The sequence below is a fragment of the Serpens gallinarum genome (assembly GCF_014836765.1).
Lineage (GTDB): Bacteria > Pseudomonadota > Gammaproteobacteria > Pseudomonadales > Pseudomonadaceae > Serpens > Serpens gallinarum.
This window is the reverse complement of sequence record NZ_JACSQG010000001.1, coordinates 1087238-1111742: the sequence shown is the minus strand read 5'-3', so window position 1 is coordinate 1111742 and position 24505 is coordinate 1087238. Positions and strand designations below refer to the sequence as shown.

The following is a 24505-nucleotide window of genomic DNA, read 5'->3' as shown; positions in this document are numbered from 1 at the left end:
CTCCCTGCGATTTGAATGGGTGCGAGCGTATCAGTCGGTGCAGAGGCTGGCAGCAGGTTTTTCTACAGCCTCAACGTCTTGGTTAGGGGCCGGCTTTAGCCGGTCCCGAGTGAGCGAAGCGAACGACTTGAACCAATTGTTATGTTTCACTCGCCAAATTCTTTGAGAAAGCTCTCTGGGTCTTTGAGGAACTTGGCTGCATTTGATTTGAGAATATACTGCTTGAGCTCAAAAATATTTGGGTTAAGCATTGCTTTTTGTCCAGGAATAAACAGCACACAATTTAGTGTGATTGCTGCTTTGCAGAGAGTAGACATAATGTTTGTGATGTTTTCTCTAAGGTCGATCCTGAATCCAATTGAAAGTATATCGCCGTCTTCGTGCCATACACTTATATCGTGTGTCTTTTCATTGCCCCAGAGTGATAATTTCTCAGACCATGAGTCTGCTTTGGGCAGTATAGATGAAAGTATTGCGTCAAAATCTTTGGTTGGCTGGTTGTCAACCCACGCACAAGTAGTATCGAAGCAATCCTCTCCATAAAGAAGTTCAACCTCAAAATTATGTTCTTCAGCCCATTTGGCAGGGACGAACTCAATTGGAATTTGCCAGGCTGCCACTTAACTCTCCTGAAACATAACGTTTGGTTAAGGGGCCGGCTTTAGCCGGTCCCAAGTGAGCGGAGCGAACGGCTTGAACTAGTGGTTAGAGGTTCTCACGCACGGATGACTTATTTTGTGGCTCCCAATAACCTCCGCTACCGTGATATGTCTCGGCGTGTAGGGAAAAGCGCTCGCCACAATTTGAACAACAAAATTTATATTCAACAATATCACCCCATGATTCGCCCGATGCTACAGCTGCAAATGAGTGTTGATTTATTGATTCGAGGTCTGGGAGTTCGATTATTGTTCCGTCATCCACGTTTTGCTTGACGATTTTTACTACTTTAAGCAAGTCGTTTGGCTGCCGAATTGGGTAGCGAACACAAAGATCGGCGCAATTCTCGCACGGCATCAAACAGTAACCTCTAACGATTAGTTAAAGGGCCGGCTTTAGCCGGTCCCAGTGAGCGAAGCGAGCGGTTTGAACCAGTTGTTATGCTCCGCCAGCCAATTTGCGTAGCTCTTTTTCCAACCCAGCTTTAATGATGTTTGAACCATGACTTAAAGATTTAAGATGATTTTCCCAAATGGCTAGTTTTGTTTTAAGCTCTGCTGCCGTTAATGCTTTATTTTGAAGTGCAATATCTTCAATTTCACGGAGATCTTTCTTTAAGGGCGCGTGACCTTTATCTATCTCTACTAATGATGTGGTCAGTGATGGTATATAGCAGCGAATAAGCATTTTCAATTCGCTCATTTCGGTGCCAGGGTGCTTTCTATTTTCTATGAATTTTTTGGGGCTGCTCGCAATATGCTGCTTGGCGTTGTTAACTTCTTTTCGATGGCCGTCATAAATGGCTTGGCAGAGCTTATATGCTCTTTCTAGTTTTTCGCATTTAAGACGTGCTTTTTCGGCGCGGTTGTTTACCCATGATTGATATCTTGCACCCACAAGCGCCATGAGAGCACCAAGAATAATGTTAAGAGATGGAACTAGTTCTTTAAATATTTCTGCCACAGTTAATTTCCAAAGGGGCATAACGATTAGCTAACAGGCGAGCAAAAGCGTAGCTTTTGCGAGTCCAGTGAGCGCAGCGAACGATGTTGAGCGTATGGTTATGTTCATTCTCGATACCTGGCCTCTATAAGGAGGCTCTCGTCCTTCTCGATCGCATGACGTTGACAATCCAAAAGCTCAGAGATTAAACGATTGACGATAGAAATAACGTCCAATCCAAGCGATCGAGCCGCATCCAATTCATCAAATTCGTTAAGTGCGCTTTTAAGTGAAATACTAACCGATGAAGACTCTATAGCTTCCTTGAAAACAGGCCGCCCCAAGCTCCACATACCAACGTCTGCGGGAATAACTCCGTCGCGCACGCCTACCAAAATTCCCAATGCCAACGAAGCAATGTAGAAATCAATATTTTCCTCTTGAATTCGGAGTCCTAGTTGCCCCATGGGTTTCCAAGAATATAACGTTTGGTTAAGGGGCGGCCGCGAGCGCAGCTTGCGGACGTCCCTAGTGAGCGGAGCGAACGACTTGAACCATTTGTTAGACCTTGTTCCTTACCTGGATGAATGGAAAAGTGGCTTGGAATTCAGCAAGAATTTCCTGGTCATTGTGCAACGAATTCAAAGCTTGATCCTTATCTGGACCATCAAAGACCTCACGCCCACGCAGACATGCTATTCCACAAATTGCTTCATCCTCACGTATTGTGAAGCTACGGCTTGGGCTGAAACCGATTACTTTGTATATATGGGATCGAGGAGTATTAAAATTCAGCAGCTCAGCTATGTAGTCTGGATATGATTCATTTGACTCCATAACCCAAAAAGCCCATTGCTGCAATTCATCCGTGTTGATTGCATCACTGAAATAGCAATTCACTACAAAGGCGATAGTCGATGAGTCCTCGCGGGTAAGTCCATTCATGATCTAGGTCTAACGGTTAAGCTAAGGGGCCGGCTTTAGCCGGTCCCAGCGAACGAAGTGAGCGATTTGAGCGCATAGTTAGGTGTTTACTCATAAATTTTCCCGCAGTAAAGAAAAGCAGCAAATTGCTTCCACGGATTTGATAGAGAAAGACCTTGAGTTAGACCGAAGTCACTAGCCTCAGCCCATGCGATTGCACTTTCAAGAAAAGACTCGATGGTGGTGTTTTCCCAGCCATTAGCATCGGAGCCATATGGTGAACTCGGATTTGCCTTTTCCTGTACAACAGATGCAGCACGATCTGCTGCTAATGCGCGCGCAAAGACCAAAAAGCTTTCAATATCTTTGACATCCTCAAGTAGTTTGCTTGCGTCCATTGTTTAGCACCTAACGTCAAAATTAAGCCGACGCTGCGAAGCAGTGGTCGGCTTGAATGAATTGTTAGCCCGCGCCGAGCATGGCTTGGCAGACCGAGCACTTTCGAAAATGCGTGTTTATGCGTGTAGTTGAAGACTTTTTGCGTTTTGAGTCCCAGCAACCTAGGCAGAACAAGCCAGTCTCGCCCTCAAACTGGTAACAACCCCACTTTCTGCCGCTCGGCTTCTCAGTCGAGGACAATGCCGTTTGCTTTAGCAGCATGTTCTCCTCTTGCAAAGCAGCGAGCCTCTCTTTCAGAGACGCAGCTTCCAACTTGGCATCAGCTAGCTCACTCGAAAGATCTGCGAGAAGGTTCTTGAACTCAGCGTCAGCTATGTTCTTTGAGATTTCGCGGAGGCGCTGGGCCAGTCCGATTGAAGTGCTGATGGTTGAGATAATGTCCATACTTTCCTCAACGGGCTAACGATTAAGCTAACCGGCGAGCAAAAGCGTAGCTTTTGCGAGTCCAGTGAGCGCAGCGAACGCGGTTGAGCGACTTGTTATAAGGCTTTTACACGATCACGATATTTTCCTATTTAGTTCTTTTGCTCGATCGTAGCAGGCGCCACACAGCAAAGTTACACCAGCAAATGCTTCCGACTCATCATTCCATTCCCCGCCTAAGCTATTAAACTTTTCTTCGCAGGCAGTGCACCATGAATCTGGTCGCTCGTCTCCCGGCTCCGGTTCTGCTGACCAAAAGCCTCTGGGCTTCCCATCTTTCAGGGTTTGCACGATGTGTTGGCACACGTATGTTGCTTGTTGTTTGCCGTGAGTGCAGCACTCAACGAACTTATATTCGTCACTCATGCTTCTCTAGCCTTATAACAGTGATTAGATGGACCCCCATCGTAACGAATAACGATGGAGGTCTACATAACTCCGCCTTCAACCATCCAAGGCCATAAGAAATCTCCTTGAAAACAATCAGATCCGCCAACCCCTCCCCTGCATCCCGTATTCGCTTGACCGCGGTCTAACCCTCAGCTAAACCACTGTACAAAAACACAGCCATCACTTCTTTGGAGCCATCATGGACAGGGCAGCTCCCCAACCGCGTCTTCAAGAGCAGTTCCAGGCGGTGATGCGTCTGCACCACTACAGCATCCGTACCGAGCAGGCGTACTGGTACTGGATTCGCTTCTACATTCGCTTTCACCGGATGCGCCACCCTCGGGAGATGGGCGCTGCGCAGGTGAATGCTTTCCTTAGCTGGCTGGCGACCCACCGTAGGGTTGCTGCGGCAACTCAAAACCTGGCGCTGAATTCGCTGGTGTTTCTATATGCGAAAGTGCTGCAGCAGCCCCTGGGGGAAATAGGCGAGGTGGTGCGGGTCAAGCGTCCCCCACGCATTCCCGTAGTGCTGACCCACGCAGAGGCCATGGAGATCATCGGGTTGCTGGGTAAGCCACATCGTTTGCTGGCCTCGTTGATGTACGGCGCCGGGCTTCGGGTTGTTGAAGCAACGCGCCTGCGCATCAAAGACGTGGATTTTGACCGGCAGATCCTCACCGTTCGTGACGGCAAGGGCGCCAAGGATCGCTCGACACTGTTGCCCGCCTCTCTGATCGAACCGCTACAGGAACGTAAACAACGCATGCTGAAGGCGTGGCAAGACGGCGAATCCTTTTATAAGGCCGGCGTCAGCCTGCCTTTTGCCCTTGCGCGAAAGTATCCAGGCGCACCATTCGCCTTCGAGTGGCAATGGTTCTTTCCTTCCACAACGCTATCCCAAAACAGCGAGGGCACCGCCGTACGGCACCATATTCACGTCTCCGCTGTACAGAAGGCGGTTAGGTTTGCGGTGCGCAAATCGTCGGTACGCAAGCCAGCCAGCTGCCATACGTTCCGCCATACCTTTGCGACCGAGTTGCTGCGCCGTGGCAGCGATATTCGTACGGTGCAGACGTTGCTTGGCCATGCCGACGTGCGAACTACACAGATCTATACCCACGTGCTCGGCCAAGGCTTCGCCGGTTTGCAAAGCCCGCTGGGCTGAGTACGGGCACGCTACCGCCCTCTCCAGCCGGTGAAGATTCCCTGTTATCAGCCCCACTCCAGGTGAGCCTTTTGGGCAGCTTACGGCGAAGTGCCAGCATCGACAAGCGGGCGCAGGGAGACCTTCGTAGGGCGTCAGCACCCTTCCGCAAACCAAAACGCCGGGCCGCATGATCATGCAGGCCCGGCGTTTTGGTTGTGACTTACCCTAGAAACTACCTGATTACAGACTTTCCCGATTTGGCCAGCGCCAGGCTCGGGAGTTGCTGAACGGGTCCTCCCCGCCCGGTTCAGGCCACCGGGCGGACCCGCTCAAAAAAGCCGGTTGAGGCCGTCGAAGGTGGCGACGCGGTAGGCTTCGGCCATGGTCGGGTAGTTGAAGGTGGTGTTGATGAAATACTTGATGGTATTCGCCTCGCCCTTCTGGTTCATGATCGCCTGACCGATGTGGACGATTTCCGACGCCTGATAGCCGAAGCAATGCACACCGAGCACGGCCAGGGTTTCGCGGTGGAAGAGGATCTTCAGCATACCCACCGGTTCGTAAGAGATCTGTGCGCGAGCCATACCCTTGAAGAATGCCTTGCCCACTTCGTAAGGCACCTTGGCCTGGGTCAGCTCCCGCTCGGTTTTACCGATCGAGCTGATTTCCGGAATACTGTAGATACCGGTCGGCACGTCATCGACGAAGCGCCAGGTGTCGTTATCAGAGATGCTGCCGGCAGCCGAACGCCCCTGGTCAAAGGCGGCACTGGCCAGGCTGGGCCAGCCGATCACATCGCCCGCGGCATAGATGTTCGGCACGGCGGTGCGGTAATACTCATCCACCTGTACCTGACCACGGCCATTGGCCTTCAAGCCGACGTTCTCCAGGGCCAGTTTGTCGGTGTTGCCGGTACGCCCGTTGCTCCACAAGAAGGCGTCGGCCTTGATCTTCTTGCCGGACTTCAGGTGCAGGATCACCCCGTTGTCCACGCCTTCGACGCGCTCATACTCTTCGTTGTGACGAATGATCACGTTATTGGTGCGCAGGTGATAACTCAGCGCATCGGAGATTTCATCGTCGAGGAAGTTGAGCAACTGGTCGCGGTTGTCGATCAGGTCGACCAGTACGCCCAGGCCGCTGAAAATCGAGGCGTACTCGGTGCCAATCACCCCAGCGCCATAGATGATGATGCGACGCGGCGTGTGGGTCAGGCTGAGGATGGTGTCGCTGTCGTAGATGCGCGGGTGGTTGAAGTCGACATCCGCCGGACGGTAAGGGCGCGAACCCGTGGCAATGACGATGTCCTTGGCCACCAGTTTTTCCACCGCGCCATTGAGCATCACCACTTCGACGCTGCGCTCGTCAGCAAAGCTGGCGGTGCCGAAGTATGTGTCGATGCGATTGCGGGCGTAGTAGCCGGTGCGCGAGCTGACCTGCTTGCTGATTACCCGCTCGGCGCTTTTCAGCACGTCGGGGAATGAGAACCAGCGCGGATCGCCAATCTGGCGAAACAGCGGGTTGTTGTTGTACTGCATGATCTGGCGCACCGAATGACGCAGCGCCTTGGAGGGAATGGTCCCCAAATGAGTGCAATTGCCGCCCACTTGCGGGCGATCATCAACCACAGCGACCTTGCGTCCCGCCTTGACGGCGTTGATTGCCGCACCTTCGCCCGCCGGGCCGGAACCCAGCACCACTACGTCGTAGTTATAGACCGCCATGTTTACTCCTTTAGAACGAGCCACAGGCATCACGTGCGCCTGCGGCAAAAGCGGGTGCCTACGCGGCGGCCCGCTTGGATCGATCCCGGCCGCGCCGGGGGCAAGGCCGGCGCTGCGCACGCCGGCAGATTGATCTGTCAGCGTTTGGTGCTCGCGTCGTAGGCCAGGTTCTGACCGTCGACGCTAGTGTCGGAATTCACTTCTTCGCATTTCTGCCGGTCGCCGCCGCAGATCGAGCATTCCTTCTCGATCCCCAGGTTGGCGATCCCGCCGCAAGATCCGGCGAGGGGTTTACGGCCGGCGATCACGCCAATGGCCATCCCCAGCACGACCAGCAGCAAAACGGCGAATGTCACGAGCCAGGTCATGGCTGTTCTCCTTGCGTTGGGAACAACGCGTCGAATGCGGCTGTGCTGTGGCTGACGAAGCCATTCTCGTCACGTACGACAAACAGCGCCGCGATTTTTTCGGCCTCGGCGAACGCCAGGCCTTGCTCGGGGCCGAGGACCATCAACACAGTAGACAAGCCATCGGCCTGCATGGCTGAGTTATCCAATACCGTGACAGCCGCGAGCTTATGGTTTATCGGCGCGGCACGTCGAGGATCAAGGGTGTGCGAGTAACGCTGGCCATCCTGCTCGAAATAGTTGCGGTAATCGCCGGAGGTGGACACGCCCAGACCATCCAGTTGGATAATCTGCTGTGCCACGCGCCCTTCGCTTTGCGGCGCCTCGATGGCGATCCGCCAGGGCGAACCGTCAGGCTTGCGCCCTTCGGCCTTGAGCTCGCCGGTGACTTCCACCAGGTAGCTGCTCACCCCCAGCTGCTGCAGACGCGCGGCGATACGATCGACCGTATACCCAGCGGCAATACTGTTGAAATCGACTTGGATGCCATCACGATCCTTGCACAGTTGACCGTCACGAACCTGTAGACGTTGGTAGCCATACTCGGCACGCACGGCGGTCAATCCGTCAGCACTGGGAATGCGCTGGCCGCGTGATTGCGGTCCGAATCCCCAAAGATTGAGAAGAGGCTCGATCGTCAGGTCGAAGGCACCCTCGCTGCGCCGGGCCAGTTGTTCGCCGTAGCGCACCAGCTCCAGCACCGGCTCGGGCATGGGCTGGCAGCCCGCCGCGGCCTGGTTGAAGCCTTCAATCAGCGAATCGCTGCGGTAGGTGGACATCTGCAGATCGACCTCGGCCAGAATCGCCTCGACTTCTGCTTGGGCCTTCACTACGTCCGGCGCACCGGCAGCACGCACATACTTGATCGTATAGGTGCTGCCCATGGTCGGGCCCATGAAGGTTTCCAGTGTCTCATCAGAAAACCAGCAGCCCGCCAGGGCTGCCACCGAAGTGACAACCATGACGGGCCGAAGGAAGCTCAAGCGCATGCTAGCCGCCAAAGTCATCGAGCAGGATATTCTCCGGTTCGACGCCCAGGTCGGTGAGCATCTTGATGACCGAGGCGTTCATCATCGGCGGGCCGCACATGTAGAACTCGCAATCCTCGGGAGCCGGGTGGCTCTTGAGGTAGTTCTCGTACAGCACGTTGTGGATGAAGCCGGTCGGGCCGTCCCAGTTGTCTTCCGCTTGCGGGTCGGACAGCGCCAGATGCCATTCGAAGTTATCGTTCTTGGCCTGTAGCTGGTCGTACTCGTCGACATAGAACGCCTCGCGCAACGAGCGCGCGCCGTACCAGAAGCTGATCTTGCGCGTGGATTTCAGGCGCAGCAGCTGATCCATGATATGCGAGCGCATCGGTGCCATACCGGCCCCGCCGCCGATGAAGACCATTTCCGCGTCTGTCTCTTTGGCGAAGAAGTCGCCAAAGGGGCCATACACGGTGACCTTGTCACCCGGCTTGAGGTTGAAGACGTAGGAAGACATCACGCCCGGCGGAATGGTGTCGTCCTTGGGGGGCGGCGTAGCAATACGGATATTGAACTTAACGATGCCCTTTTCTTCCGGGTAGTTCGCCATGGAATAGGCCCGGATGACCGGTTCATCAACCTTGGACACGTAGCGCCACATGTCGAACTTGTCCCAGTCGCCGCGATATTCCTCCTGAATATCGAAATCCTTGTAATTGACCACATGCGGCGGACATTCCAGCTGCACGTAACCGCCGGCGCGGAAGTTCACGTCTTCGCCTTCCGGCAGGCGCAGGGTCAGCTCTTTGATGAAGGTGGCGACGTTGGGGTTGGACTCCACCGTGCATTCCCACTTCTTCACACCGAAGATTTCTTCCGGTACTTCGATCCTCATGTTCTGCTTGACCGGGGCCTGGCAGGAAAGACGCCAGCCTTCTCCGGCCTCACGACGAGTGAAGTGCGACTCCTCGGTGGGCAGCATCTCCCCACCGCCACTTGTAACGATGCATTTGCACTGCGCGCATGTACCGCCGCCGCCACAGGCCGAGGAGAGGAAAATATTATTAGCCGCCAGGGTTTGCAGCAGCTTGCCGCCCGCAGCGACCGTAATGGTCTTCTCGCCGTTGATCTCGATCGTCACATCGCCACTGGAAACCAGCTTGGCGCGTGCGATCAGAATCATTACCACCAAGGCCAACACGATGGCGGTAAACATGCCGATGGCCAGGAAAATTTCGTAAGTCATGTTTATCCCGTCCTTACAGCTGTACGCCAGAGAAAGACATGAAACCCAGCGACATCAAACCGATGGTGATGAAGGTGATACCCAACCCCTGCAGCCCCCCGGGTACGTCACTGTATTTCAGTTTCTCGCGGATACCTGCCAGCAATGCAATGGCCAATGCCCAGGAAATCCCCGAACCAAAGCCATACACCACGCTTTCGCTGAAGTTGTAATCACGTTCAACCATGAACAGCGTGCCGCCCATGATCGCGCAGTTAACCGTGATCAGCGGCAGAAACACGCCCAGGGCGTTGTACAGACTGGGAACGTACTTATCGAGCAGCATCTCCATGATCTGCACGATGGCGGCGATCACACCGATGTAGCTGAGCAGACCGAGGAAGCTCAGGTCTACCTCGGGCAGGCCAGCCCAGGCCAGCGCGCCATCCTTGAGCAGGTAGGCGTAGATCAGGTTATTGGCCGGAACCGTGATGGCTTGTACAACAACCACCGCAATGCCCAGCCCGATGGCAGTTTCCACCTTCTTGGAAATGGCGATGAAGGTGCACATGCCCAAGAAGAACGCCAGGGCCATGTTCTCGACGAATACGGCCTTCACGAACAGGCTGATGTAATGTTCCATTAGTAAGCCTCCTTGTTAGAGACTTGCGGCGCCATCTTGAAGTCTGGCTTTTCCACTTGGTCTCGCTTCCAGCTACGCAGCCCCCAGATGAACAAACCGATCAGGAAGAACGCCGAAGGCGGCAGCAGCAGCATGCCGTTGGGCAGATACCAGCCACCGTCGTTGACCACCGGGATGATGACGTAGCCCATCAGGGTACCGGAGCCGAACAGCTCACGAATGATGCCCAGTGCAATCAACATGATGCTGTAACCCAGACCGTTACCGATGCCGTCGAAAAACGACAGCACGGGCGGATTCTGCATGGCAAAGGCTTCGGCGCGACCCATCACGATGCAGTTGGTGATGATCAGGCCGACGAACACCGAGAGCTGCTTGCTCAGCGCATAGGCATAGGCTTTGAGTACCTGATCCACCACGATCACCAACGAGGCAATGATCACCATCTGCACGATCATGCGGATCGAGCTGGGAATCTGGCTACGGATCATCGAGATGAACATGCTCGAAAACGCGGTAACCAGAGTCAGCGCAATCGACATGACCAGGGCGGTTTTCAGGTTCGAGGTAACCGCCAGGGCCGAGCAAATACCAAGGATCTGCAGCCCAATGGGGTTGTTGTTGAAGATCGGATTGAAAACGACTTCTTTGATAGTGGGTTGCGACATGTTCACGCCTCCCCAGCGCGCAGCTTGGCGAGGAACGGACCAAAGCCCTTTTCGCCGAGCCAGAAATGCAACAGGTTATTCACGCCGTTACTGGTCAGGGTCGCCCCGGCCAGGCCATCGACCTGATGAACTGCCTCGGGGTTCTGCTGGTCCACGTTGCCTTTGATGATCTGAATATCAACACTGCCATCCGCGTCGAACAGTTGCTTGCCCGTCCACAACCCGCGCCATTTCGGGTTGTCGACTTCGCCGCCCAGACCCGGCGTCTCAGCATGCTGATAGAAGCCAAAACCTTGCACTGTGTTCAAGTCGCCCTTGAGCGCCATGAAGCCATGCAGGGTCGACCACAGGCCGTAGCCCCGCACCGGAAGCACCAGGGTTTCCAGCTCACCGTTGGTTTCCACCATATAGACGGTGGTGAAGTGCTCGCGACGCTTGATCGAAGCGATGTCCTCTTTGCCCGACAGCGCGTCCGACAATGCCGGATCCTTGGATGCGACCAGGGCATCGAACGTGGCCGGATCATGGGCATCGCTGAAAGTGCCGGTCTGCAGATCGACGACTTTCGCCACGATACGCTCGGCATACAGCGCCTTGATCTGGCTGCCGCTCATTCCGGCCTCACCCAGACCGGCAATGGCCAAGATGCTGCGCTGCTTATCGAGCTGACGGTTCTCAATCTGCGTCGGACGCAATGCCACGGCGGCACCCGCAACGAACACCGAACAAACCAGGCAAACCAGTAGCGCCACAAGCAATGTGCGCGAGGTCGATTCTTTTTGACTAGACATTACGCGCCAGCCTCCGCTTGATATTGGACTGCACCACAAAATGGTCGATCAGCGGTGCGCACAGGTTGGCGAACAGAATCGCCAGCATCATGCCTTCCGGGAAGGCGGGATTGACCACACGGATCAACACAACCATCACGCCGATCAGAGCACCGAATACCCATTTGCCGGTGTTGGTCATCGAGGCCGATACCGGATCAGTGGCCATGAAGATCATGCCGAAGGCAAAGCCGCCGGTGACCATGTGCCAATACCAGGGCGTCGAGAACATCGGGTTGGTGTCGGAACCGATGACATTGAACAGGCTGCTCAGGGCGATCATGCCGAGCATCACCCCAGCGACGATGCGCCAGGAGGCGATCTTGGTTAGCAGCAATACCGCGCCGCCGATGAAGATGGCCAGGGTGCTGGTCTCACCGATGGAGCCATGCATGGTGCCAATGAAGGCATCCATCCAGTTCAGTCCGCTGGCGACCAGACCTTCGATACCACCTGCTGCCGTGACGCTCAGCGCTGTGGCCCCGGCGAAACCGTCCACTGCGGTCCAGACCGCATCACCGGAAATCTGCGCCGGATAGGCGAAGAACAGAAATGCGCGGCCAGTCAGCGCCGGGTTCAGGAAGTTCTTGCCAGTACCGCCGAACACTTCCTTGCCCAGTACCACACCGAAGCTGATACCCAGCGCCACTTGCCACAGCGGAATGCTCGCCGGCAGGATCAGGGCGAAGAGCACCGAGGTGACGAAGAAACCTTCGTTGACCTCATGACGACGGATGGACGCAAACAGAACTTCCCAGAAGCCGCCGACGATGAAGGTCACCGCGTAAATCGGCAGGAAGTAGGCGGCGCCCTGGATGAAGTTGTCCCACAGGCTGTTCGGGTCGAATCCAGCCAAGGCACCGATCAGGCCAAAACGCCAGCCATCCTGCGCAGCCAGCAGCTCGGGGCTCTGGGCGAAAATCAGGTTGGCCTGGTAGCCCGTATTCCACATGCCGAAGAACATCGCCGGGAAGGTACACAGCCACACGGTGATCATCATGCGCTTGAGGTCGATGCCATCACGCACGTGTGCCGTGGTCTTGGTTACGCTGCCGGGGCGATAGAGAAAAGTGTCCACCGCCTCGTAGAGGGCGTACCACTTCTCGTACTTGCCGCCTTTTTCAAAGTTATGCTCGATCTTGTCGAGAAATGCGCGAATACCCATGATCAGCCCTCCATCTCAATGCGGGTCAGGTTGTCCCGCAGGATCGGACCGTATTCATACTTGCCGGCACAGACGTAGCTGCACAAGGCGAGATCCTCTTCATCGAGTTCCAGACAACCGAGCTTCTGGGCCATTTCGGTGTCGCCGACGATCAGCGAGCGCAACAGCTGAGTGGCCAGGATATCCAGCGGCATGACTTCTTCATAATTTCCAACCGGCACCATGGCGCGCGGACTGCCATTGGTGGAGGTCGAGAAAGCGAACTGCTTGGCGCCCATCAGCTTGGAGATGAAAATGTTCAACACCGAGTGTTTTTCTACTCCCGCGCGCAGGTAATGCATCAGCTCGCGCTCCTTGCCTTCATGCAAGCAGGACACTTGCACGTGATAACGGCCCAAAAAGGCGTAGGCACCATGGGCGGTGCGTCCACCGAACACCGAGCCGGAGATCACGCGGTTATTACCCGGCTGCAGCTCACCCGCGCTCAGCTCGTCGAGATTGGCGCCCAAGCGGGTGCGTAGCAGACGCGGCTGTTCGACCACCGGACCGCCCAGGGCGACGATACGCTCGACCCACAGGCGTCCTGTGGTGAACAGCTTGCCGATGGCAATCACATCCTGATACCCGATGGACCAGACGCTCTTGCTGGCACTCACCGGATCGAGAAAATGGATATGGGTACCGGCCAGACCGGCCGGATGCGGGCCGGCAAAGCTTTCGCTGTGCACATTGGCCAGGCCTTCGCCGGGCAACTGCACGCCTTCGGCCTTGCACAGGAACACTTTGGCAAGACGCGCCAGCACCTTCAGCCCCGCCTCGAAGTCATTCGCCTGTTCGGCGATGACTACCTGCGGATCGGCCGACAGCGGATGGGTATCCAAGGCGGTCACGAAAATCGAACTGGGCGCCGCATCAATGGCGGGTATCTTGCTGTACGGACGCGTACGCAGTGCGGTCCACAGGCCTGACTGCTGCAGGTTTTCGCGCACCTGCTGATCACTCAACGTTTCCAGTTCAGCAGTCGGATACTGGGTAAACGTGATTTCGTCATCGCCTTCAAGGTCAATGACCACCGATTGCAGAACACGCTTTTCGCCGCGATGGATGGCACTGACCACCCCAGCACCCGGCGCGGTGAACAAAACGCCTGGCGTTTTCTTGTCGGCGAACAATACTTGTCCCAGTTTGACCCGATCCCCAACTTGAACGTCCATGCTCGGCTTCATGCCGGGGTAATCGGGCCCTATGACAGCAACGCTGCGCACCAGCCGTCCCGCCTCTATGCGTTGCGTTGGTGCACCCGTTATGGGCAAATCAAGCCCATGGTTTATTTTGATCATAGGACTGCCTAATCACTTATTCGAATGCTGTTCCGGAACCGACGAACTAGCCCATGGTCGCATTGCATGCAGCGACCCTTTGTTGCACGCGACATTGTGACGCGGTTCCATGTAAAAAATCCGCCCGATTATAGAGTTAGGGCCCTTGAGTGGCCACCGAAGACTCGCTGTTTTTTTTGATCAAAAACAAGTCCGCGCCTTGAATGACCATTAACTGCCACCCCTATTTGCAACAATTTTTTTCAAACACCACAATGAAAAACGGGAGCCGAAGCTCCCGTTTTTTCTTAGCCAAATGGCTTAGCGTGGAAACGCCGGCGGATTGACGCCAGCCATATCTTCCATCACGCGCACCACCTGGCAGCTATAACCGAACTCGTTGTCGTACCACACGTACAGCACAACGCGGTTGTCGTTACAGATGGTGGCTTCCGCATCGACCACACCCGCATGGCGCGAGCCAACGAAGTCGGTGGACACCACTTCCTGGGACTGCACGAAGTCGATCTGCTTTTGCAGGTCCGAGTGCATGGCCATCTGGCGCAGGTATTCGTTGATCTCTTCGCGCGAGGTGGCCTTTTCCAGGTTCAGGTTAAGGATGGCCATGGACACGTTCGGCGTCGGCACGCGGATGGCGTTGCCGGTCAGCTTGCCTTTGAGCACCGGCAGCGCCTTGGCAGCAGCCGTCGCAGCACCGGTCTCGGTGATGACCATGTTCAGCGCAGCACTGCGACCACGACGACTGCCCTTGTGGAAGTTGTCGATCAGGTTCTGGTCGTTGGTGTAGGAGTGAACGGTTTCCACGTGACCATTGATGATGCCGTACTGATCATTAACCGCCTTGAGCACCGGCACGATGGCGTTGGTGGTGCAAGACGCCGCGGACACGATCTTGTCGTCTGCAGTGATTTCGCCATGGTTGATGCCATGCACGATATTCTTCAGCGCGCCCTTGCCGGGCGCCGTCAGCACAACACGATCAATGCCCGGACACTTCAGGTGCTGGGCCAGGCCTTCGGCATCACGCCACCTACCGGTATTGTCGACCAGCAGCGCGTCTTTGATACCGTACTGGGTGTAATCCACCGATGCCGGATCGTTGGAGTAGATCATCTGGATCAGGTTGCCGTTGGCCGTCAGGGTGCTGTTTTCTTCATCGATGGTGATGGTGCCGTCGAACGGACCATGCACCGAATCGCGACGCAGCAGGCTGGCACGCTTGACCAGGTCGTTATCAGCACCCTTGCGCACGACGATGGCGCGCAGACGCAAGCCGTCGCCCGCGCCCGTCTTTTCGATCAGGATCCGCGCCAGCAGACGACCGATACGACCAAAACCGTACAGGACCACATCCGTGCCCTGTCCGTGATTAACACTCTGCTTACCGGCTACGCTTTCCAGCTCGTCACGCACGAACTGCTCGAGGGCGCGCCCGTTGCCGTCGGTCTTGAACTTGGAAACCATCTTGCCCAGGTCGACCGAGGCCGCACCCAGGCTCAGCTCGCTCATGGTCTTGAGGATCGTGTAACTGTCATGCACCGACAGCTCTTCGTCACCGGCCATGCGGTGACGGGCGAAGCGATGAGCCTTGAGAATCGAGATTACCGAGCGATTGATCAGGCCACGGCCGTAGATCGAAGTCACCACATTGTTGTTGCGGTAGAGCTGGCCAATCAGCGGAATCATCGCTTCCGCGAGGGCTTCACGATCGATCCACTCACCAAGACACTGGTCGGGCTTCTGGGTCACGGGCAGTACCTTCCACATGTAGGGGCTGAAAAAAGGGGCTACATTATCGGCGCGCAGCGCACATGCGGCAAGCATAAGACAGTCGCCGCGCATCTGCCTCACTTCTGGCGAGCCTCTGCCCACCCCGTTACAATCAGCACCTTTTCGTCATCACCACGAGCCGCCCGTGCCTGTATTGCGTCTTCCGACCCTGCCCACCACGGCGGGCAAACAACACTGGGGCAACCTGCCTGGCGCCGCGCTGTCACTGGCCATCGCCGAGGCGGCCAGCCAGGCCAAACGCTTCACCCTGCTGCTGACTGCCGACAGCCAGAGCGCCGAACGCCTCAAGGAAGAACTGGCTTTCTTCGCGCCAACCCTGCCGGTTCTGCATTTTCCCGACTGGGAAACCCTGCCCTACGATGTGTTCTCGCCCCACCAGGACATCATCTCCCAGCGCATCGCCAGCCTGTATCGCCTGCCGGACATCGATCATGGCGTGCTGGTGGTCCCGATCAACACCGCCCTGCACCGCCTGGCGCCGACGCATTTTCTGCTCGGTCGCAGCCTGGTGCTGGATGTCGGCCAGAAACTCATTGTCGACGAAATGCGCGTGCGCCTGGAGGCAGCCGGATATCGGCGCGTGGAAACGGTTTATGAACACGGCGAGTTCGCCGTGCGCGGCGCCTTGCTGGACCTGTTCCCCATGGGCAGCGAAGTGCCCTACCGCATCGACTTGTTCGATGACGAGATCGAAACCCTGCGCACCTTCGACCCGGAAACCCAACGTTCGGTGGACAAGGTCGATTCGATTCGCCTGCTGCCGGCCCGCGAGTTCCCGCTGGACAAGAAGACCATCGGCGATTTCCGCGGCCGCTTCCGCGAGCGCTTCGACGTGGATTTTCGCCGCTGCCCGATCTATCAGGATCTGACCACCGGCATCACGCCGGCCGGCATCGAGTATTACCTGCCGCTGTTTTTCGACGAAACCGCCACGCTGTTCGATTACCTGCCCCAGGACACCCAGGTGTTTTCCCTGCCTGGCGTCGAACAGGCGGCCGAGCAGTTCTGGCATGACGTGCGCAACCGCTACGAAGACCGCCGCGTCGATCCGGAACGCCCGATCCTTGCCCCGGCGGAACTGTTCCTGCCGGTGGAGGACTGTTTCGCCCGACTAAAGGTCTGGCCACGGGTCACCGTCAGCCAGGACGATGTAAAGCCCGGCGTCGGCCGTGAACGCTTCGCCGCGCTGCCGCTGCCGGACCTGGCACTGCAAAGCAAGGCCGCCGAGCCGTTGGCGGCGCTGCGCCGCTTCATCGAGGAATATCCGGGCCGCATTCTGTTCGGCGCCGAATCTGCCGGGCGGCGTGAAGTACTGCTGGAGCTGCTTGCTCGCCTCAAGCTAAAACCTCAGGAAATCGGCGGCTGGAGCGAATTCGTCAACGGCACCGCGCGGCTGGCCATCTGTATCGCCCCGCTCGATGAAGGCCTGCTGCTCGACGAGCTGGCTCTGATTCCAGAAAGCCCGCTGTTCGGCCAGCGCGTAATGCAACGCCGGCGCCGGGAAAAAACCCGTGACAGCGGCGAGAACGTCATCAAGCACCTCACTGAGCTGCGCGAAGGCGCGCCGGTGGTGCATCTCGACCATGGTGTGGGTCGCTATCTGGGCTTGATGACGCTGGATTTCGACGGCCAGCCCAATGAATTCCTGACTCTGCAGTACGCCGATGACGCCAAGCTCTACGTGCCGGTGTCCAGCCTGCACCTGATTGCGCGCTACACCGGCAGCGACGACGCCTTGGCCCCCCTGCACCGTCTCGGCTCGGAAACCTGGCAAAAGGCCAAACGCAAGGCCGCCGAGCAAGTTCGCGATGTCGCCGCCGAACTGCTGGATATCTATGCCCGCCGCGCCGCGCGCAAAGGCTTTGCGTTCAAGGACCCACAAGCGGATTACGAAACCTTCAGCGCAGCCTTCCCGTTCGAGGAAACCGTCGACCAGCAAACCGCCATCGACGCCGTGCGCGCCGACATGCTTTCCGGCCAACCGATGGACCGCCTGATTTGCGGCGACGTCGGCTTTGGCAAGACCGAAGTGGCCATGCGCGCCGCGTTCATTGCCGTGCACAGCGGCAAGCAAGTGGCGGTACTGGTGCCCACCACCTTGCTGGCCGAGCAGCATTACAACAGCTTCCGCGACCGTTTTGCCGACTGGCCGGTGACGGTCGAGGTGATGAGTCGTTTCAAGTCGACCAAGGAAGTGGAAAGCGCTACGCAACAGCTGGCCGACGGCAAACTGGACATCGTCATCGGCACTCACAAGCTGCTGCAGGATGATGTCAAATTCAACAACCTCGGCCTGGTCATTATCGACGAGGAACACCGCTTCGGCGTGCGCCAGAAGGAAAAGCTCAAGGCGCTGCGCAGCGAGGTGGACGTGTTGACGCTGACCGCTACGCCCATTCCGCGCACCCTGAACATGGCCGTAGCCGGTATGCGCGACCTGTCGATCATCGCCACCCCGCCGGCACGCCGGCTGTCGGTGCGCACCTTCGTCATGGAACGCCACTCGGCGGTAATCAAGGAAGCTCTGCTGCGTGAATTGCTGCGCGGCGGTCAGGTCTACTACCTGCACAACGATGTGAAAACCATCGAGAAATGTGCCGCCGAGCTGGCCGAACTAGTGCCCGAGGCGCGCATCGGCATTGGTCACGGGCAGTTGCGTGAACGCGAACTCGAACAGGTGATGAGCGACTTCTACCACAAGCGCTTCAACGTGCTGGTGGCCTCGACCATCATCGAAACCGGCATCGACGTGCCCAGCGCCAACACCATTCTGATCGAGCGCGCCGACAAATTCGGTCTGGCCCAGCTGCACCAGCTTCGCGGTCGCGTGGGACGCAGTCATCACCAGGCCTACGCCTACCTGCTGACGCCGACACGCAAGTCCATGACCGACGATGCTCAGAAGCGCCTGGAAGCCATTGCCAATGCCCAGGACCTGGGCGCCGGCTTCGTGCTGGCCACTCATGACCTGGAAATACGCGGCGCCGGCGAACTGCTCGGCGAAGGCCAGAGCGGGCAGATCCAGGCTGTCGGCTTCACGCTGTACATGGAAATGCTCGAGCGTGCGGTCAAGGCGATTCAGAAAGGCGAGCAACCAAACCTGGATCAACCCCTTGCCAGCGGCGCGGAAATCAACCTTCGCGTGCCGGCGCTGATTCCCGAGGACTACCTGCCCGACGTCCATGCGCGGCTGATCCTCTACAAGCGCATCGCCTCGGCCGAGGATGAGGACGCCCTGAAGGAACTGCAGGTGGAAATGATTGATCGCTTCGGCCTGCTCCCCGAACCCACCAAGCATCTGGTACGCCTGACGCTGCTCAAACTGCAAGCCGAGCAGTTGGGTATCGTCAAGATTGACGTGGGGCCCCAGGGCGGACGCATCGAATTCGCGGCCACGACGTGCGTCGATCCACTGACGCTAATCAAGCTGATCCAAAGCCAACCGAAACGCTACAAGTTCGAAGGCGCTACGCTGTTCAAATTCCAAGTGCCAATGGAACGCCCGGAAGACCGCTTCAACACCTTGGAGGCGCTGATGGAGCGCCTCGCCCCACAACCTGCTTGAAGGACTCGCACCATGCGCCTGCTTCGCCACTTCGCCCTGCTGCTGGCCCTACTCTCGCCGCTGGCTGGCGCCGAAACCGCCCGCTTCCAGATCGAGACGATCCTGTTCCGCCAAGGCGAGCCGATTATTGCCGGACAGACGGCGCCGGATGACTGGGCCAATGGCGCTCCGACCAAGGCCAGCGACAGCTTCAGCGCGAAACACCTCAATGACGAAGCCAGCAAACTGACCCCCGCCAACGGCTATCAGGTGCTGCTGCACCAGGCCTGGCAGCAGACACTGAGTGAAACGCCCGTGAAAGTCGCTTTAAGCGAAGGTGCCGAGCAGTTCGGCCATTTCCCGGTACAAGGCACCTTGCGCCTCAAGTTTGACCGCTTGATCGACATGCAGGCTGACCTCTGGGTCAACCGCCTGGAAGACGGTCATCCCCTGGAAAGCGAGCATCTCCAGCAAAAACGTCGCCTGAAACCCGGCGAGTTGACCTTTATCGACAACACCAGCCTGGGGCTGCTTATCCGGGTCACACCACTGCAGTAATGCGGAGTTCCGGCGGGCTGCCCGGATGATTTCGCGACTGCACAAAACATGCAGTGGGTTGAACGTCAGGAAATCAAATCAGCAGCCCGCAGAGCCGTCACGGCGGCCAGCCAGCGCGGATGCTGGTGATACTCGGTGGTGGCAAATCCCCGCCCGCGCATGGGTGCCAGATTCGTCGGGGCCTGCACCTTGAGTCGCTGCAGCGCGCTCAATGCCAGCTCGGCGGCGGCGCGATCGTTGCACACCAATCCCATATCGCAGCCGGCCAACAAGGCTGCCTCGATTCGCGCCGCAGCGTCGCCCGCCACATGGGCACCGGCCATGGACAGATCGTCGCTGAAAATCACGCCGTTGAACCCCAGCTCGCCGCGCAGGATGTCCTGCAACCAGCGGCGGGAGAAGCCTGCCGGGCGCTCATCAACCTGCGGGTAAATGACATGCGCCGGCATGATCGCTGCCAGTTGCCCTGCCAGCCTCGTGAACGGCTGCAGATCCTGAGCACGGATCTGCTCAAGACTGCGCTCGTCAACTGGGATGGCCACATGTGAGTCCGCTTCCGCCCAGCCATGTCCCGGAAAATGCTTGCCGGTGGCAGCCATGCCGGCTGCGTTCATGCCACGGATAAAGGCGCCTGCCAGCTGGGTGGCTCGCTCGGGATCCGCATGGAAAGACCGGCTGCCGATAACCCCACTGCGCCCGCAATCCAGATCCAGCACCGGTGCAAAGCTCAGATCCAGGCCGACCGCCAGCACTTCCGTAGCCATCAGCCAACCGCACTGCTCGGCGAGTAATTCTGCTTCGGCGCACCCGGCAATATCGCCCATCGCCGGCAACCGCACGAAATCGCGGCGCAGACGCTGAACGCGCCCGCCTTCCTGATCCACGGCCAACAACAGATCAGGACGCACGGCGCGAATCGAGGCACTCAGCTCGCGCACCTGCCGTGGGGACTCAATATTCCGCGCAAACAGGATCAGCCCGCCGACTTGGGGTTGACGCAGCAATTGCCGGTCCTCGGTTGTCAGCCAGGTGCCGGCGATATCCAGCATCAGGGAACCCTGCAGGGCAACACTCATGGGCGATCCTTTTTCATTCAGTCAGTGCAGCCGTCGCCCAGTCAGGACAAGGCGCTTCATCAATACGCACCGGACAATGCAGCGGCACCCGGCCGAACAGTTCCAGCAAATCGGTATTACGCAGGCGCACGCAGCCATGGGATAACGGCACGCCCATGGGTTCGCAGTCCGGCGTGCCGTGCAGATAGATATAGCGGCGAAAGGTATCGACCTCACCCAACCGGTTGCGGCCCGGCTCACGGCCGCTCAGCCAGAGGATCCGTGAGAGAATCCAATCCCGACCGGGAGACGCCGCGTGCAACGCTGGCGTCCAGACTTCACCCGTCCAGCGCCTGCCGCGCAACACGGCCCCCAACGGTAGATCTGCGCCGATTTTCGCTCGCACCTGATGCAGGCCACGGGGTGTGCAACCCGAGCCGTAACGCTCGCCTGGGCCATTGACCGCAGTCGATACGCGCAGGCGCAAACACAGCGCCCCTTCGGCAAAGCCGTAAAGGGTCTGGTCAGCCAGTGAAATATGGAGGAAGTCGAGGGCGCGCATGGGCGGCTAGCTTAGCCGATCAGGCCTGCCACGCCCATCGCTGGAGTTCAGACCTTGACCGCTAATGAACCGGTTTTTAGGCGAGGGCGCAGATGCGCCGTCAGCAAGGCGGGGTCGGTGATTCCGGTCTCCGCACGCATGCCTGCCGCGAGGAACGGCACCATCATCCGCATGACCTGCTCGATCGAGGTATGCACCCCATAGTCATTCTCGACCATGGCGCGCAGGGCCTTAATACCCGACATGCTGAACGCTGTCGCGCCGAGCATGAAGTGAATGCGCCAGAACAGCTCCACCGGGGGAATTTTCGGCGCCGCCTCATTGACCAGCAGCATGTAGCGGCGAAACACCTTGCCATAGACCTCTTCGAGGTATTTACGCAGGTGCCCCTGGCTCTGACTGAAGGCCAGGCCAAGCAGGCGCATGAAAATCGACAGATCGTTGCCGCTGCGCGGCTTCACCGAGAGGGCCTGATCGAGCAGCATTTCCAGCAGCTCTTCGAGGGTCGCCTTGTGCTCGGGCTTGGCTTGGCGGCGATCCAGCTCGCGCTCCAGACTGGCACTAAAAGGGCCGAGGAAACGCGAAAAGACGGCTTGAATAAGCGCTTTCTTTGAGCCGAAATGGTAATTTACGGCAGCAAGGTTAACGCCAGCCTTGCTGGTAATCAGACGCAGTGATGTTTCAGCGAAACCTTTCTCCGCGAACAATTGTTCTGCCGCATCGAGAATACGCTCGACCGTTTCAGATTGGGCCATGGCTCACTTACACCTGACAAACACTTGTTTGAAACATACGTTTTCGTCTACGGCACGTCAAGCTACAGCCTCCAGACGGCCATTCTTTCACCATCACGAATCACGCTTCTTTGCGCTCTTCGTATGAGCCAAAGGATTGATTGCCCCTTCTTCAAACTACTGTATATAATCCCAGTCACTGGATAAATAGACAGAGTCTGGACATGCTGAAATTGACGCCCCGCCAAGCCGAGATCCTGGCCATCATCAAGCACAGCCTGGAACAGTATGGCTATCCTCCTACGCGTGCAGAAATCGCCCAGAAACTCGGTTTCAAATCTCCCAACGCTGCCGAAGAGCACCTGAAAGCCCTCGCACGTAAAGGTGCTATCGAGATGACTCCAGGCGCCTCACGCGGTATTCGCATCCCGGAATCTGACGCCATTGCCAGCGAAGATGACGGTCTTCCGGTCATCGGCCGCGTCGCTGCCGGTGCGCCGATTCTTGCTCAGCAGCACATCGAAGACTCCTGCAAACTTGACCCCGGCATGTTCAAGCCACGGGCCGACTATCTGTTGCGCGTCCATGGCATGAGCATGAAAGACGTCGGCATTTTCGATGGCGACCTACTTGCAGTGCACATCACCCGTGAAGCACGCAACGGGCAGATTGTCGTCGCCCGCCTGGATGATGAAGTCACCGTCAAACGCTTCAAACGGGAAGGCAGCAAGGTTTGGCTGCTGGCTGAAAATCCCGACTTCGCACCCATTGAAGTCGACTTGAAGCATCAACAACTGACCATCGAAGGGCTGAGCGTCGGCGTAATACGCCGCTAACTTGGCAAGGAGCTTCCATGCAGTACTCGCATTCGCCAGAACGCCTCCAACCCGGCCTGTTCGGTGCCGTACTGATGGCATCGCCAGGTCGAACCCTGCTCGACACTGCGCCCGTTGATACGACGGAGACCTTCAGCGAGTTAGCGCTACGCGGCTCGTATCAGCATTGCCGATACTTGCTGGGCTCCATTTTTCGCGAGCTCAGCCTGGCTGCAGACGCCCGTTGGCTGACACTCATTGCGCCGCCAGCATTGATCAGCCCGGCCTGGCTGCGCGATGCTCAACTTAATCGCGAACGCATCATGCTGCTGCAACCACGGGGCGAACAAAGCGCTCTGAACCTTGCCTGCGAAGCCTTGCGCCTGGGGCGAAGCCACACCGTGATCAGTTGGCTACAGCCCCTTGCGCCTTCCGCGTGCCGATTACTCGCCAACGCTGCTCACCAAGGCGGCGCGCAAAGTCTGAATATTCGCTTGGATTGAAAGAAGGAACGCCAAGCCACCTAAGTCAATGCAGAACGCGTTCCGCATCCTGAAAGTCACCTTCGGCCATACGTCCGGCCATCTGCAAGCCGACACTCAACATGGCCTTGGCCACCTCGACGTGCTGCTCATTCAAAAAGGCGCGGGCATCAGAGGAGAATTCCAGCGTCACCAGTGCCTCCTCGTCATCCGCACGACGCAGAACAATGCGCCCATCGGACAGTTCAACGATTTCCAGGAAGGCAGTCGACATAATTTCTCGGATTCCTACACAAGGCCGCGCATTGTAGCAGCGACGCAATTCAATGCCCTAGAGTCCGTTGGCCTTTTGTCGCCTCTGATTGTGCTTCGGACTAGCAAAGGAGCATTCCACGCCAGGAAGCAGGCCCGCAGACACCCTGACGCCGCGCCTGAAGCACCCGCAGGCGAGACGGATCAGTTTTCGCTCAAGCCCTCCCTGAAGCGCAGAACCAGCGTTTTGAGTTCACTGCGCCACATATCCAGGAGCTCCGGGGTCAGTGTCGCCTCCTCTTCGCCCAGATTGATCGCAGTGATCAGCGACGATGAAGTTGCCGGTTCGACCTTGGCCGTCTCGCGTGGTGGCTGCAGCAGCAGAGCGTGGGCACGTAGCAATTGGCCAAGCCAGGAATTCTGGCGGCCCGCCAGCTCGGCCAACTCACTCAACTCCGGATTGGGCTTGTCAGTCAGCCGCGCAGCATCCAGAAACGCCTCGATCTGCCCAGCTTCGGGCATGCGGTAATAACCGGCAATTTCGTGACAGAGCGCCAGTACGGCGCCATGCAAATGAAACAGCGCGGCTTCTCGCTCGGCTTGGTCCCGTCCTGAGGCATTCACCGCGCTCAACAGGTTCGCGGCGCGCCAGCTCTCTAGCGCCAGCGCCGCAAAATAAAGCTTTTGATTGGTTCGGGTATAACGCTCACGGGCCATGCTTTTGACTCCCACGGGGACTGGTACAACCAAAAAGGGGGCAACCTCGTTGGCCGCCCCCTTCGTCATTTCATCACGCA

27 protein-coding genes are annotated in these 24505 nt (G+C 57.5%); 5 read left to right on the top strand and 22 right to left on the bottom strand.

The features are described from left to right. Window positions 1-146: 146 nt before the first annotated feature. The 7 genes from H9642_RS05230 to H9642_RS05200 form a co-directional block, all read right to left on the bottom strand. The gene (locus H9642_RS05230) at window positions 147-620 is read right to left on the bottom strand and encodes a hypothetical protein (RefSeq protein ID WP_251835326.1); all 474 of its coding nucleotides are present in this window, start codon (window positions 618-620) and stop codon (window positions 147-149) included. A gap of 478 nt (window positions 621-1098) precedes the next feature. Beyond that, window positions 1099-1623 carry a hypothetical protein gene (locus H9642_RS05225; protein ID WP_251835325.1) on the bottom strand — a complete coding sequence of 175 codons (525 nt, stop codon included), beginning with the start codon at window positions 1621-1623 and terminating at the stop codon, window positions 1099-1101. Between the two features lie 104 nt (window positions 1624-1727). Then, window positions 1728-2069, bottom strand: a complete 342-nt coding sequence (locus tag H9642_RS05220) for a hypothetical protein (RefSeq protein ID WP_251835324.1) — start codon at window positions 2067-2069, stop codon at window positions 1728-1730. A 94-nt stretch (window positions 2070-2163) separates the two neighbouring features. Beyond that, window positions 2164-2547 carry a hypothetical protein gene (locus H9642_RS05215; RefSeq protein ID WP_251835323.1) on the bottom strand — a complete coding sequence of 128 codons (384 nt, stop codon included), beginning with the start codon at window positions 2545-2547 and terminating at the stop codon, window positions 2164-2166. 86 nt (window positions 2548-2633) lie between these two features. Beyond that, entirely contained in the window at window positions 2634-2924 is a 291-nt protein-coding gene (locus H9642_RS05210) for a DUF7660 family protein (protein ID WP_251835322.1), read from the bottom strand. Between the two features lie 64 nt (window positions 2925-2988). Then, a complete protein-coding gene (locus H9642_RS05205; RefSeq protein ID WP_251835321.1) occupies window positions 2989-3369 on the bottom strand; it encodes a hypothetical protein in 381 nt (126 codons plus the stop codon). A gap of 114 nt (window positions 3370-3483) precedes the next feature. Continuing rightward, entirely contained in the window at window positions 3484-3774 is a 291-nt protein-coding gene (locus tag H9642_RS05200; RefSeq protein WP_251835320.1) for a hypothetical protein, read from the bottom strand. A 223-nt stretch (window positions 3775-3997) separates the two neighbouring features. On the opposite strand from H9642_RS05200, the gene H9642_RS05195 reads away from it, so the two are divergent. Then, window positions 3998-4963, top strand: a complete 966-nt coding sequence (locus tag H9642_RS05195) for an integron integrase (RefSeq protein WP_251835319.1) — start codon at window positions 3998-4000, stop codon at window positions 4961-4963. 311 nt (window positions 4964-5274) lie between these two features. Here H9642_RS05195 and sthA read toward each other — a convergent pair whose 3' ends face one another. The 10 genes from sthA to H9642_RS05145 form a co-directional block, all read right to left on the bottom strand. Continuing rightward, on the bottom strand, window positions 5275-6669 hold the full coding sequence (sthA, locus tag H9642_RS05190) for a Si-specific NAD(P)(+) transhydrogenase (protein WP_251835318.1): 1395 nt from the start codon (window positions 6667-6669) through the stop codon (window positions 5275-5277). Window positions 6670-6806: 137 nt separating this feature from the next. Continuing rightward, window positions 6807-7037, bottom strand: coding sequence for a (Na+)-NQR maturation NqrM (nqrM, locus tag H9642_RS05185; RefSeq protein WP_251835317.1), 231 nt, complete (start codon window positions 7035-7037; stop codon window positions 6807-6809). After that, a complete protein-coding gene (locus tag H9642_RS05180) occupies window positions 7034-8065 on the bottom strand; it encodes an FAD:protein FMN transferase (protein WP_251835316.1) in 1032 nt (343 codons plus the stop codon). Before H9642_RS05180 ends, nqrM begins: the two co-directional genes overlap by 4 nt. A 1-nt stretch (window position 8066) precedes the next feature. Continuing rightward, window positions 8067-9290 carry an NADH:ubiquinone reductase (Na(+)-transporting) subunit F gene (gene nqrF, locus H9642_RS05175; RefSeq protein WP_251835315.1) on the bottom strand — a complete coding sequence of 408 codons (1224 nt, stop codon included), beginning with the start codon at window positions 9288-9290 and terminating at the stop codon, window positions 8067-8069. Window positions 9291-9303: 13 nt separating this feature from the next. After that, on the bottom strand, window positions 9304-9912 hold the full coding sequence (nqrE, locus tag H9642_RS05170) for an NADH:ubiquinone reductase (Na(+)-transporting) subunit E (protein WP_251835314.1): 609 nt from the start codon (window positions 9910-9912) through the stop codon (window positions 9304-9306). Next, window positions 9912-10586, bottom strand: coding sequence for an NADH:ubiquinone reductase (Na(+)-transporting) subunit D (locus H9642_RS05165; RefSeq protein ID WP_251835313.1), 675 nt, complete (start codon window positions 10584-10586; stop codon window positions 9912-9914). Before H9642_RS05165 ends, nqrE begins: the two co-directional genes overlap by 1 nt. Beyond that, complete coding sequence (locus H9642_RS05160) at window positions 10583-11371, bottom strand: Na(+)-translocating NADH-quinone reductase subunit C (RefSeq protein ID WP_251835312.1); 789 nt, start codon at window positions 11369-11371, stop codon at window positions 10583-10585. Before H9642_RS05160 ends, H9642_RS05165 begins: the two co-directional genes overlap by 4 nt. Continuing rightward, window positions 11364-12575: an NADH:ubiquinone reductase (Na(+)-transporting) subunit B gene (locus tag H9642_RS05155; RefSeq protein WP_251835311.1), complete on the bottom strand. Its 1212-nt coding sequence runs from the start codon at window positions 12573-12575 to the stop codon at window positions 11364-11366. The genes H9642_RS05160 and H9642_RS05155 overlap by 8 nt, the downstream gene beginning before the upstream one ends. Before the next feature lie 2 nt (window positions 12576-12577). Then, a complete protein-coding gene (locus H9642_RS05150) occupies window positions 12578-13915 on the bottom strand; it encodes a Na(+)-translocating NADH-quinone reductase subunit A (protein ID WP_251835310.1) in 1338 nt (445 codons plus the stop codon). A 300-nt stretch (window positions 13916-14215) separates the two neighbouring features. Next, window positions 14216-15682, bottom strand: coding sequence for a glyceraldehyde-3-phosphate dehydrogenase (locus tag H9642_RS05145; RefSeq protein WP_251835375.1), 1467 nt, complete (start codon window positions 15680-15682; stop codon window positions 14216-14218). 148 nt (window positions 15683-15830) lie between these two features. On the opposite strand from H9642_RS05145, the gene mfd reads away from it, so the two are divergent. Both mfd and H9642_RS05135 read left to right on the top strand, forming a co-directional pair. After that, complete coding sequence (gene mfd / locus H9642_RS05140; RefSeq protein ID WP_251835309.1) at window positions 15831-19271, top strand: transcription-repair coupling factor; 3441 nt, start codon at window positions 15831-15833, stop codon at window positions 19269-19271. A 12-nt stretch (window positions 19272-19283) separates the two neighbouring features. After that, window positions 19284-19808: a CsiV family protein gene (locus tag H9642_RS05135; protein ID WP_251835308.1), complete on the top strand. Its 525-nt coding sequence runs from the start codon at window positions 19284-19286 to the stop codon at window positions 19806-19808. A gap of 65 nt (window positions 19809-19873) precedes the next feature. Here H9642_RS05135 and nagZ read toward each other — a convergent pair whose 3' ends face one another. From nagZ to H9642_RS05120, 3 genes are read right to left on the bottom strand one after another with little or no spacing between them, the layout of a single operon-like run. Further along, window positions 19874-20872, bottom strand: coding sequence for a beta-N-acetylhexosaminidase (gene nagZ / locus H9642_RS05130; RefSeq protein ID WP_251835374.1), 999 nt, complete (start codon window positions 20870-20872; stop codon window positions 19874-19876). Window positions 20873-20897: 25 nt separating this feature from the next. Further along, window positions 20898-21425, bottom strand: coding sequence for a L,D-transpeptidase (locus H9642_RS05125; protein WP_251835307.1), 528 nt, complete (start codon window positions 21423-21425; stop codon window positions 20898-20900). A gap of 47 nt (window positions 21426-21472) precedes the next feature. After that, window positions 21473-22180 (bottom strand): TetR/AcrR family transcriptional regulator, encoded by a 708-nt coding sequence (locus H9642_RS05120; protein ID WP_251835306.1) that lies wholly within the window; start codon window positions 22178-22180, stop codon window positions 21473-21475. Between the two features lie 203 nt (window positions 22181-22383). Between H9642_RS05120 and lexA the strand changes: the two genes are divergently transcribed. Then, a complete protein-coding gene (lexA, locus tag H9642_RS05115) occupies window positions 22384-22995 on the top strand; it encodes a transcriptional repressor LexA (RefSeq protein ID WP_251835305.1) in 612 nt (203 codons plus the stop codon). Window positions 22996-23012: 17 nt separating this feature from the next. Then, window positions 23013-23477 carry an SOS-induced cell division inhibitor SulA gene (gene sulA, locus H9642_RS05110; RefSeq protein ID WP_286010177.1) on the top strand — a complete coding sequence of 155 codons (465 nt, stop codon included), beginning with the start codon at window positions 23013-23015 and terminating at the stop codon, window positions 23475-23477. A 25-nt stretch (window positions 23478-23502) separates the two neighbouring features. Here the strand turns inward: sulA and H9642_RS05105 are convergent, their stop codons facing one another. Both H9642_RS05105 and H9642_RS05100 read right to left on the bottom strand, forming a co-directional pair. Beyond that, on the bottom strand, window positions 23503-23730 hold the full coding sequence (locus tag H9642_RS05105; protein WP_251835304.1) for a hypothetical protein: 228 nt from the start codon (window positions 23728-23730) through the stop codon (window positions 23503-23505). A gap of 182 nt (window positions 23731-23912) precedes the next feature. Beyond that, window positions 23913-24425, bottom strand: coding sequence for a DUF6586 family protein (locus tag H9642_RS05100; protein WP_251835303.1), 513 nt, complete (start codon window positions 24423-24425; stop codon window positions 23913-23915). Window positions 24426-24505: the final 80 nt, after the last annotated feature.

Excerpts from the sequence above, each read along its gene's own strand:
- H9642_RS05220 (WP_251835324.1), bottom strand. The coding sequence starts at position 2,069 with ATGGGGCAACTAGGACTCCGAATTCAAGAGGAAAATATTGATTTCTAC.
- H9642_RS05215 (WP_251835323.1), bottom strand. The coding sequence starts at position 2,547 with ATGAATGGACTTACCCGCGAGGACTCATCGACTATCGCCTTTGTAGTG.
- H9642_RS05210 (WP_251835322.1), bottom strand. The coding sequence starts at position 2,924 with ATGGACGCAAGCAAACTACTTGAGGATGTCAAAGATATTGAAAGCTTT.
- H9642_RS05205 (WP_251835321.1), bottom strand. The coding sequence starts at position 3,369 with ATGGACATTATCTCAACCATCAGCACTTCAATCGGACTGGCCCAGCGC.
- H9642_RS05200 (WP_251835320.1), bottom strand. The coding sequence starts at position 3,774 with ATGAGTGACGAATATAAGTTCGTTGAGTGCTGCACTCACGGCAAACAA.
- H9642_RS05195 (WP_251835319.1), top strand. The coding sequence starts at position 3,998 with ATGGACAGGGCAGCTCCCCAACCGCGTCTTCAAGAGCAGTTCCAGGCG.
- sthA (WP_251835318.1), bottom strand. The coding sequence starts at position 6,669 with ATGGCGGTCTATAACTACGACGTAGTGGTGCTGGGTTCCGGCCCGGCG.
- nqrM (WP_251835317.1), bottom strand. The coding sequence starts at position 7,037 with ATGACCTGGCTCGTGACATTCGCCGTTTTGCTGCTGGTCGTGCTGGGG.
- H9642_RS05180 (WP_251835316.1), bottom strand. The coding sequence starts at position 8,065 with ATGCGCTTGAGCTTCCTTCGGCCCGTCATGGTTGTCACTTCGGTGGCA.
- nqrF (WP_251835315.1), bottom strand. The coding sequence starts at position 9,290 with ATGACTTACGAAATTTTCCTGGCCATCGGCATGTTTACCGCCATCGTG.
- nqrE (WP_251835314.1), bottom strand. The coding sequence starts at position 9,912 with ATGGAACATTACATCAGCCTGTTCGTGAAGGCCGTATTCGTCGAGAAC.
- H9642_RS05160 (WP_251835312.1), bottom strand. The coding sequence starts at position 11,371 with ATGTCTAGTCAAAAAGAATCGACCTCGCGCACATTGCTTGTGGCGCTA.
- H9642_RS05155 (WP_251835311.1), bottom strand. The coding sequence starts at position 12,575 with ATGGGTATTCGCGCATTTCTCGACAAGATCGAGCATAACTTTGAAAAA.
- H9642_RS05150 (WP_251835310.1), bottom strand. The coding sequence starts at position 13,915 with ATGATCAAAATAAACCATGGGCTTGATTTGCCCATAACGGGTGCACCA.
- H9642_RS05145 (WP_251835375.1), bottom strand. The coding sequence starts at position 15,682 with ATGTGGAAGGTACTGCCCGTGACCCAGAAGCCCGACCAGTGTCTTGGT.
- H9642_RS05135 (WP_251835308.1), top strand. The coding sequence starts at position 19,284 with ATGCGCCTGCTTCGCCACTTCGCCCTGCTGCTGGCCCTACTCTCGCCG.
- H9642_RS05125 (WP_251835307.1), bottom strand. The coding sequence starts at position 21,425 with ATGCGCGCCCTCGACTTCCTCCATATTTCACTGGCTGACCAGACCCTT.
- H9642_RS05120 (WP_251835306.1), bottom strand. The coding sequence starts at position 22,180 with ATGGCCCAATCTGAAACGGTCGAGCGTATTCTCGATGCGGCAGAACAA.
- lexA (WP_251835305.1), top strand. The coding sequence starts at position 22,384 with ATGCTGAAATTGACGCCCCGCCAAGCCGAGATCCTGGCCATCATCAAG.
- sulA (WP_286010177.1), top strand. The coding sequence starts at position 23,013 with ATGCAGTACTCGCATTCGCCAGAACGCCTCCAACCCGGCCTGTTCGGT.
- H9642_RS05105 (WP_251835304.1), bottom strand. The coding sequence starts at position 23,730 with ATGTCGACTGCCTTCCTGGAAATCGTTGAACTGTCCGATGGGCGCATT.
- H9642_RS05100 (WP_251835303.1), bottom strand. The coding sequence starts at position 24,425 with ATGGCCCGTGAGCGTTATACCCGAACCAATCAAAAGCTTTATTTTGCG.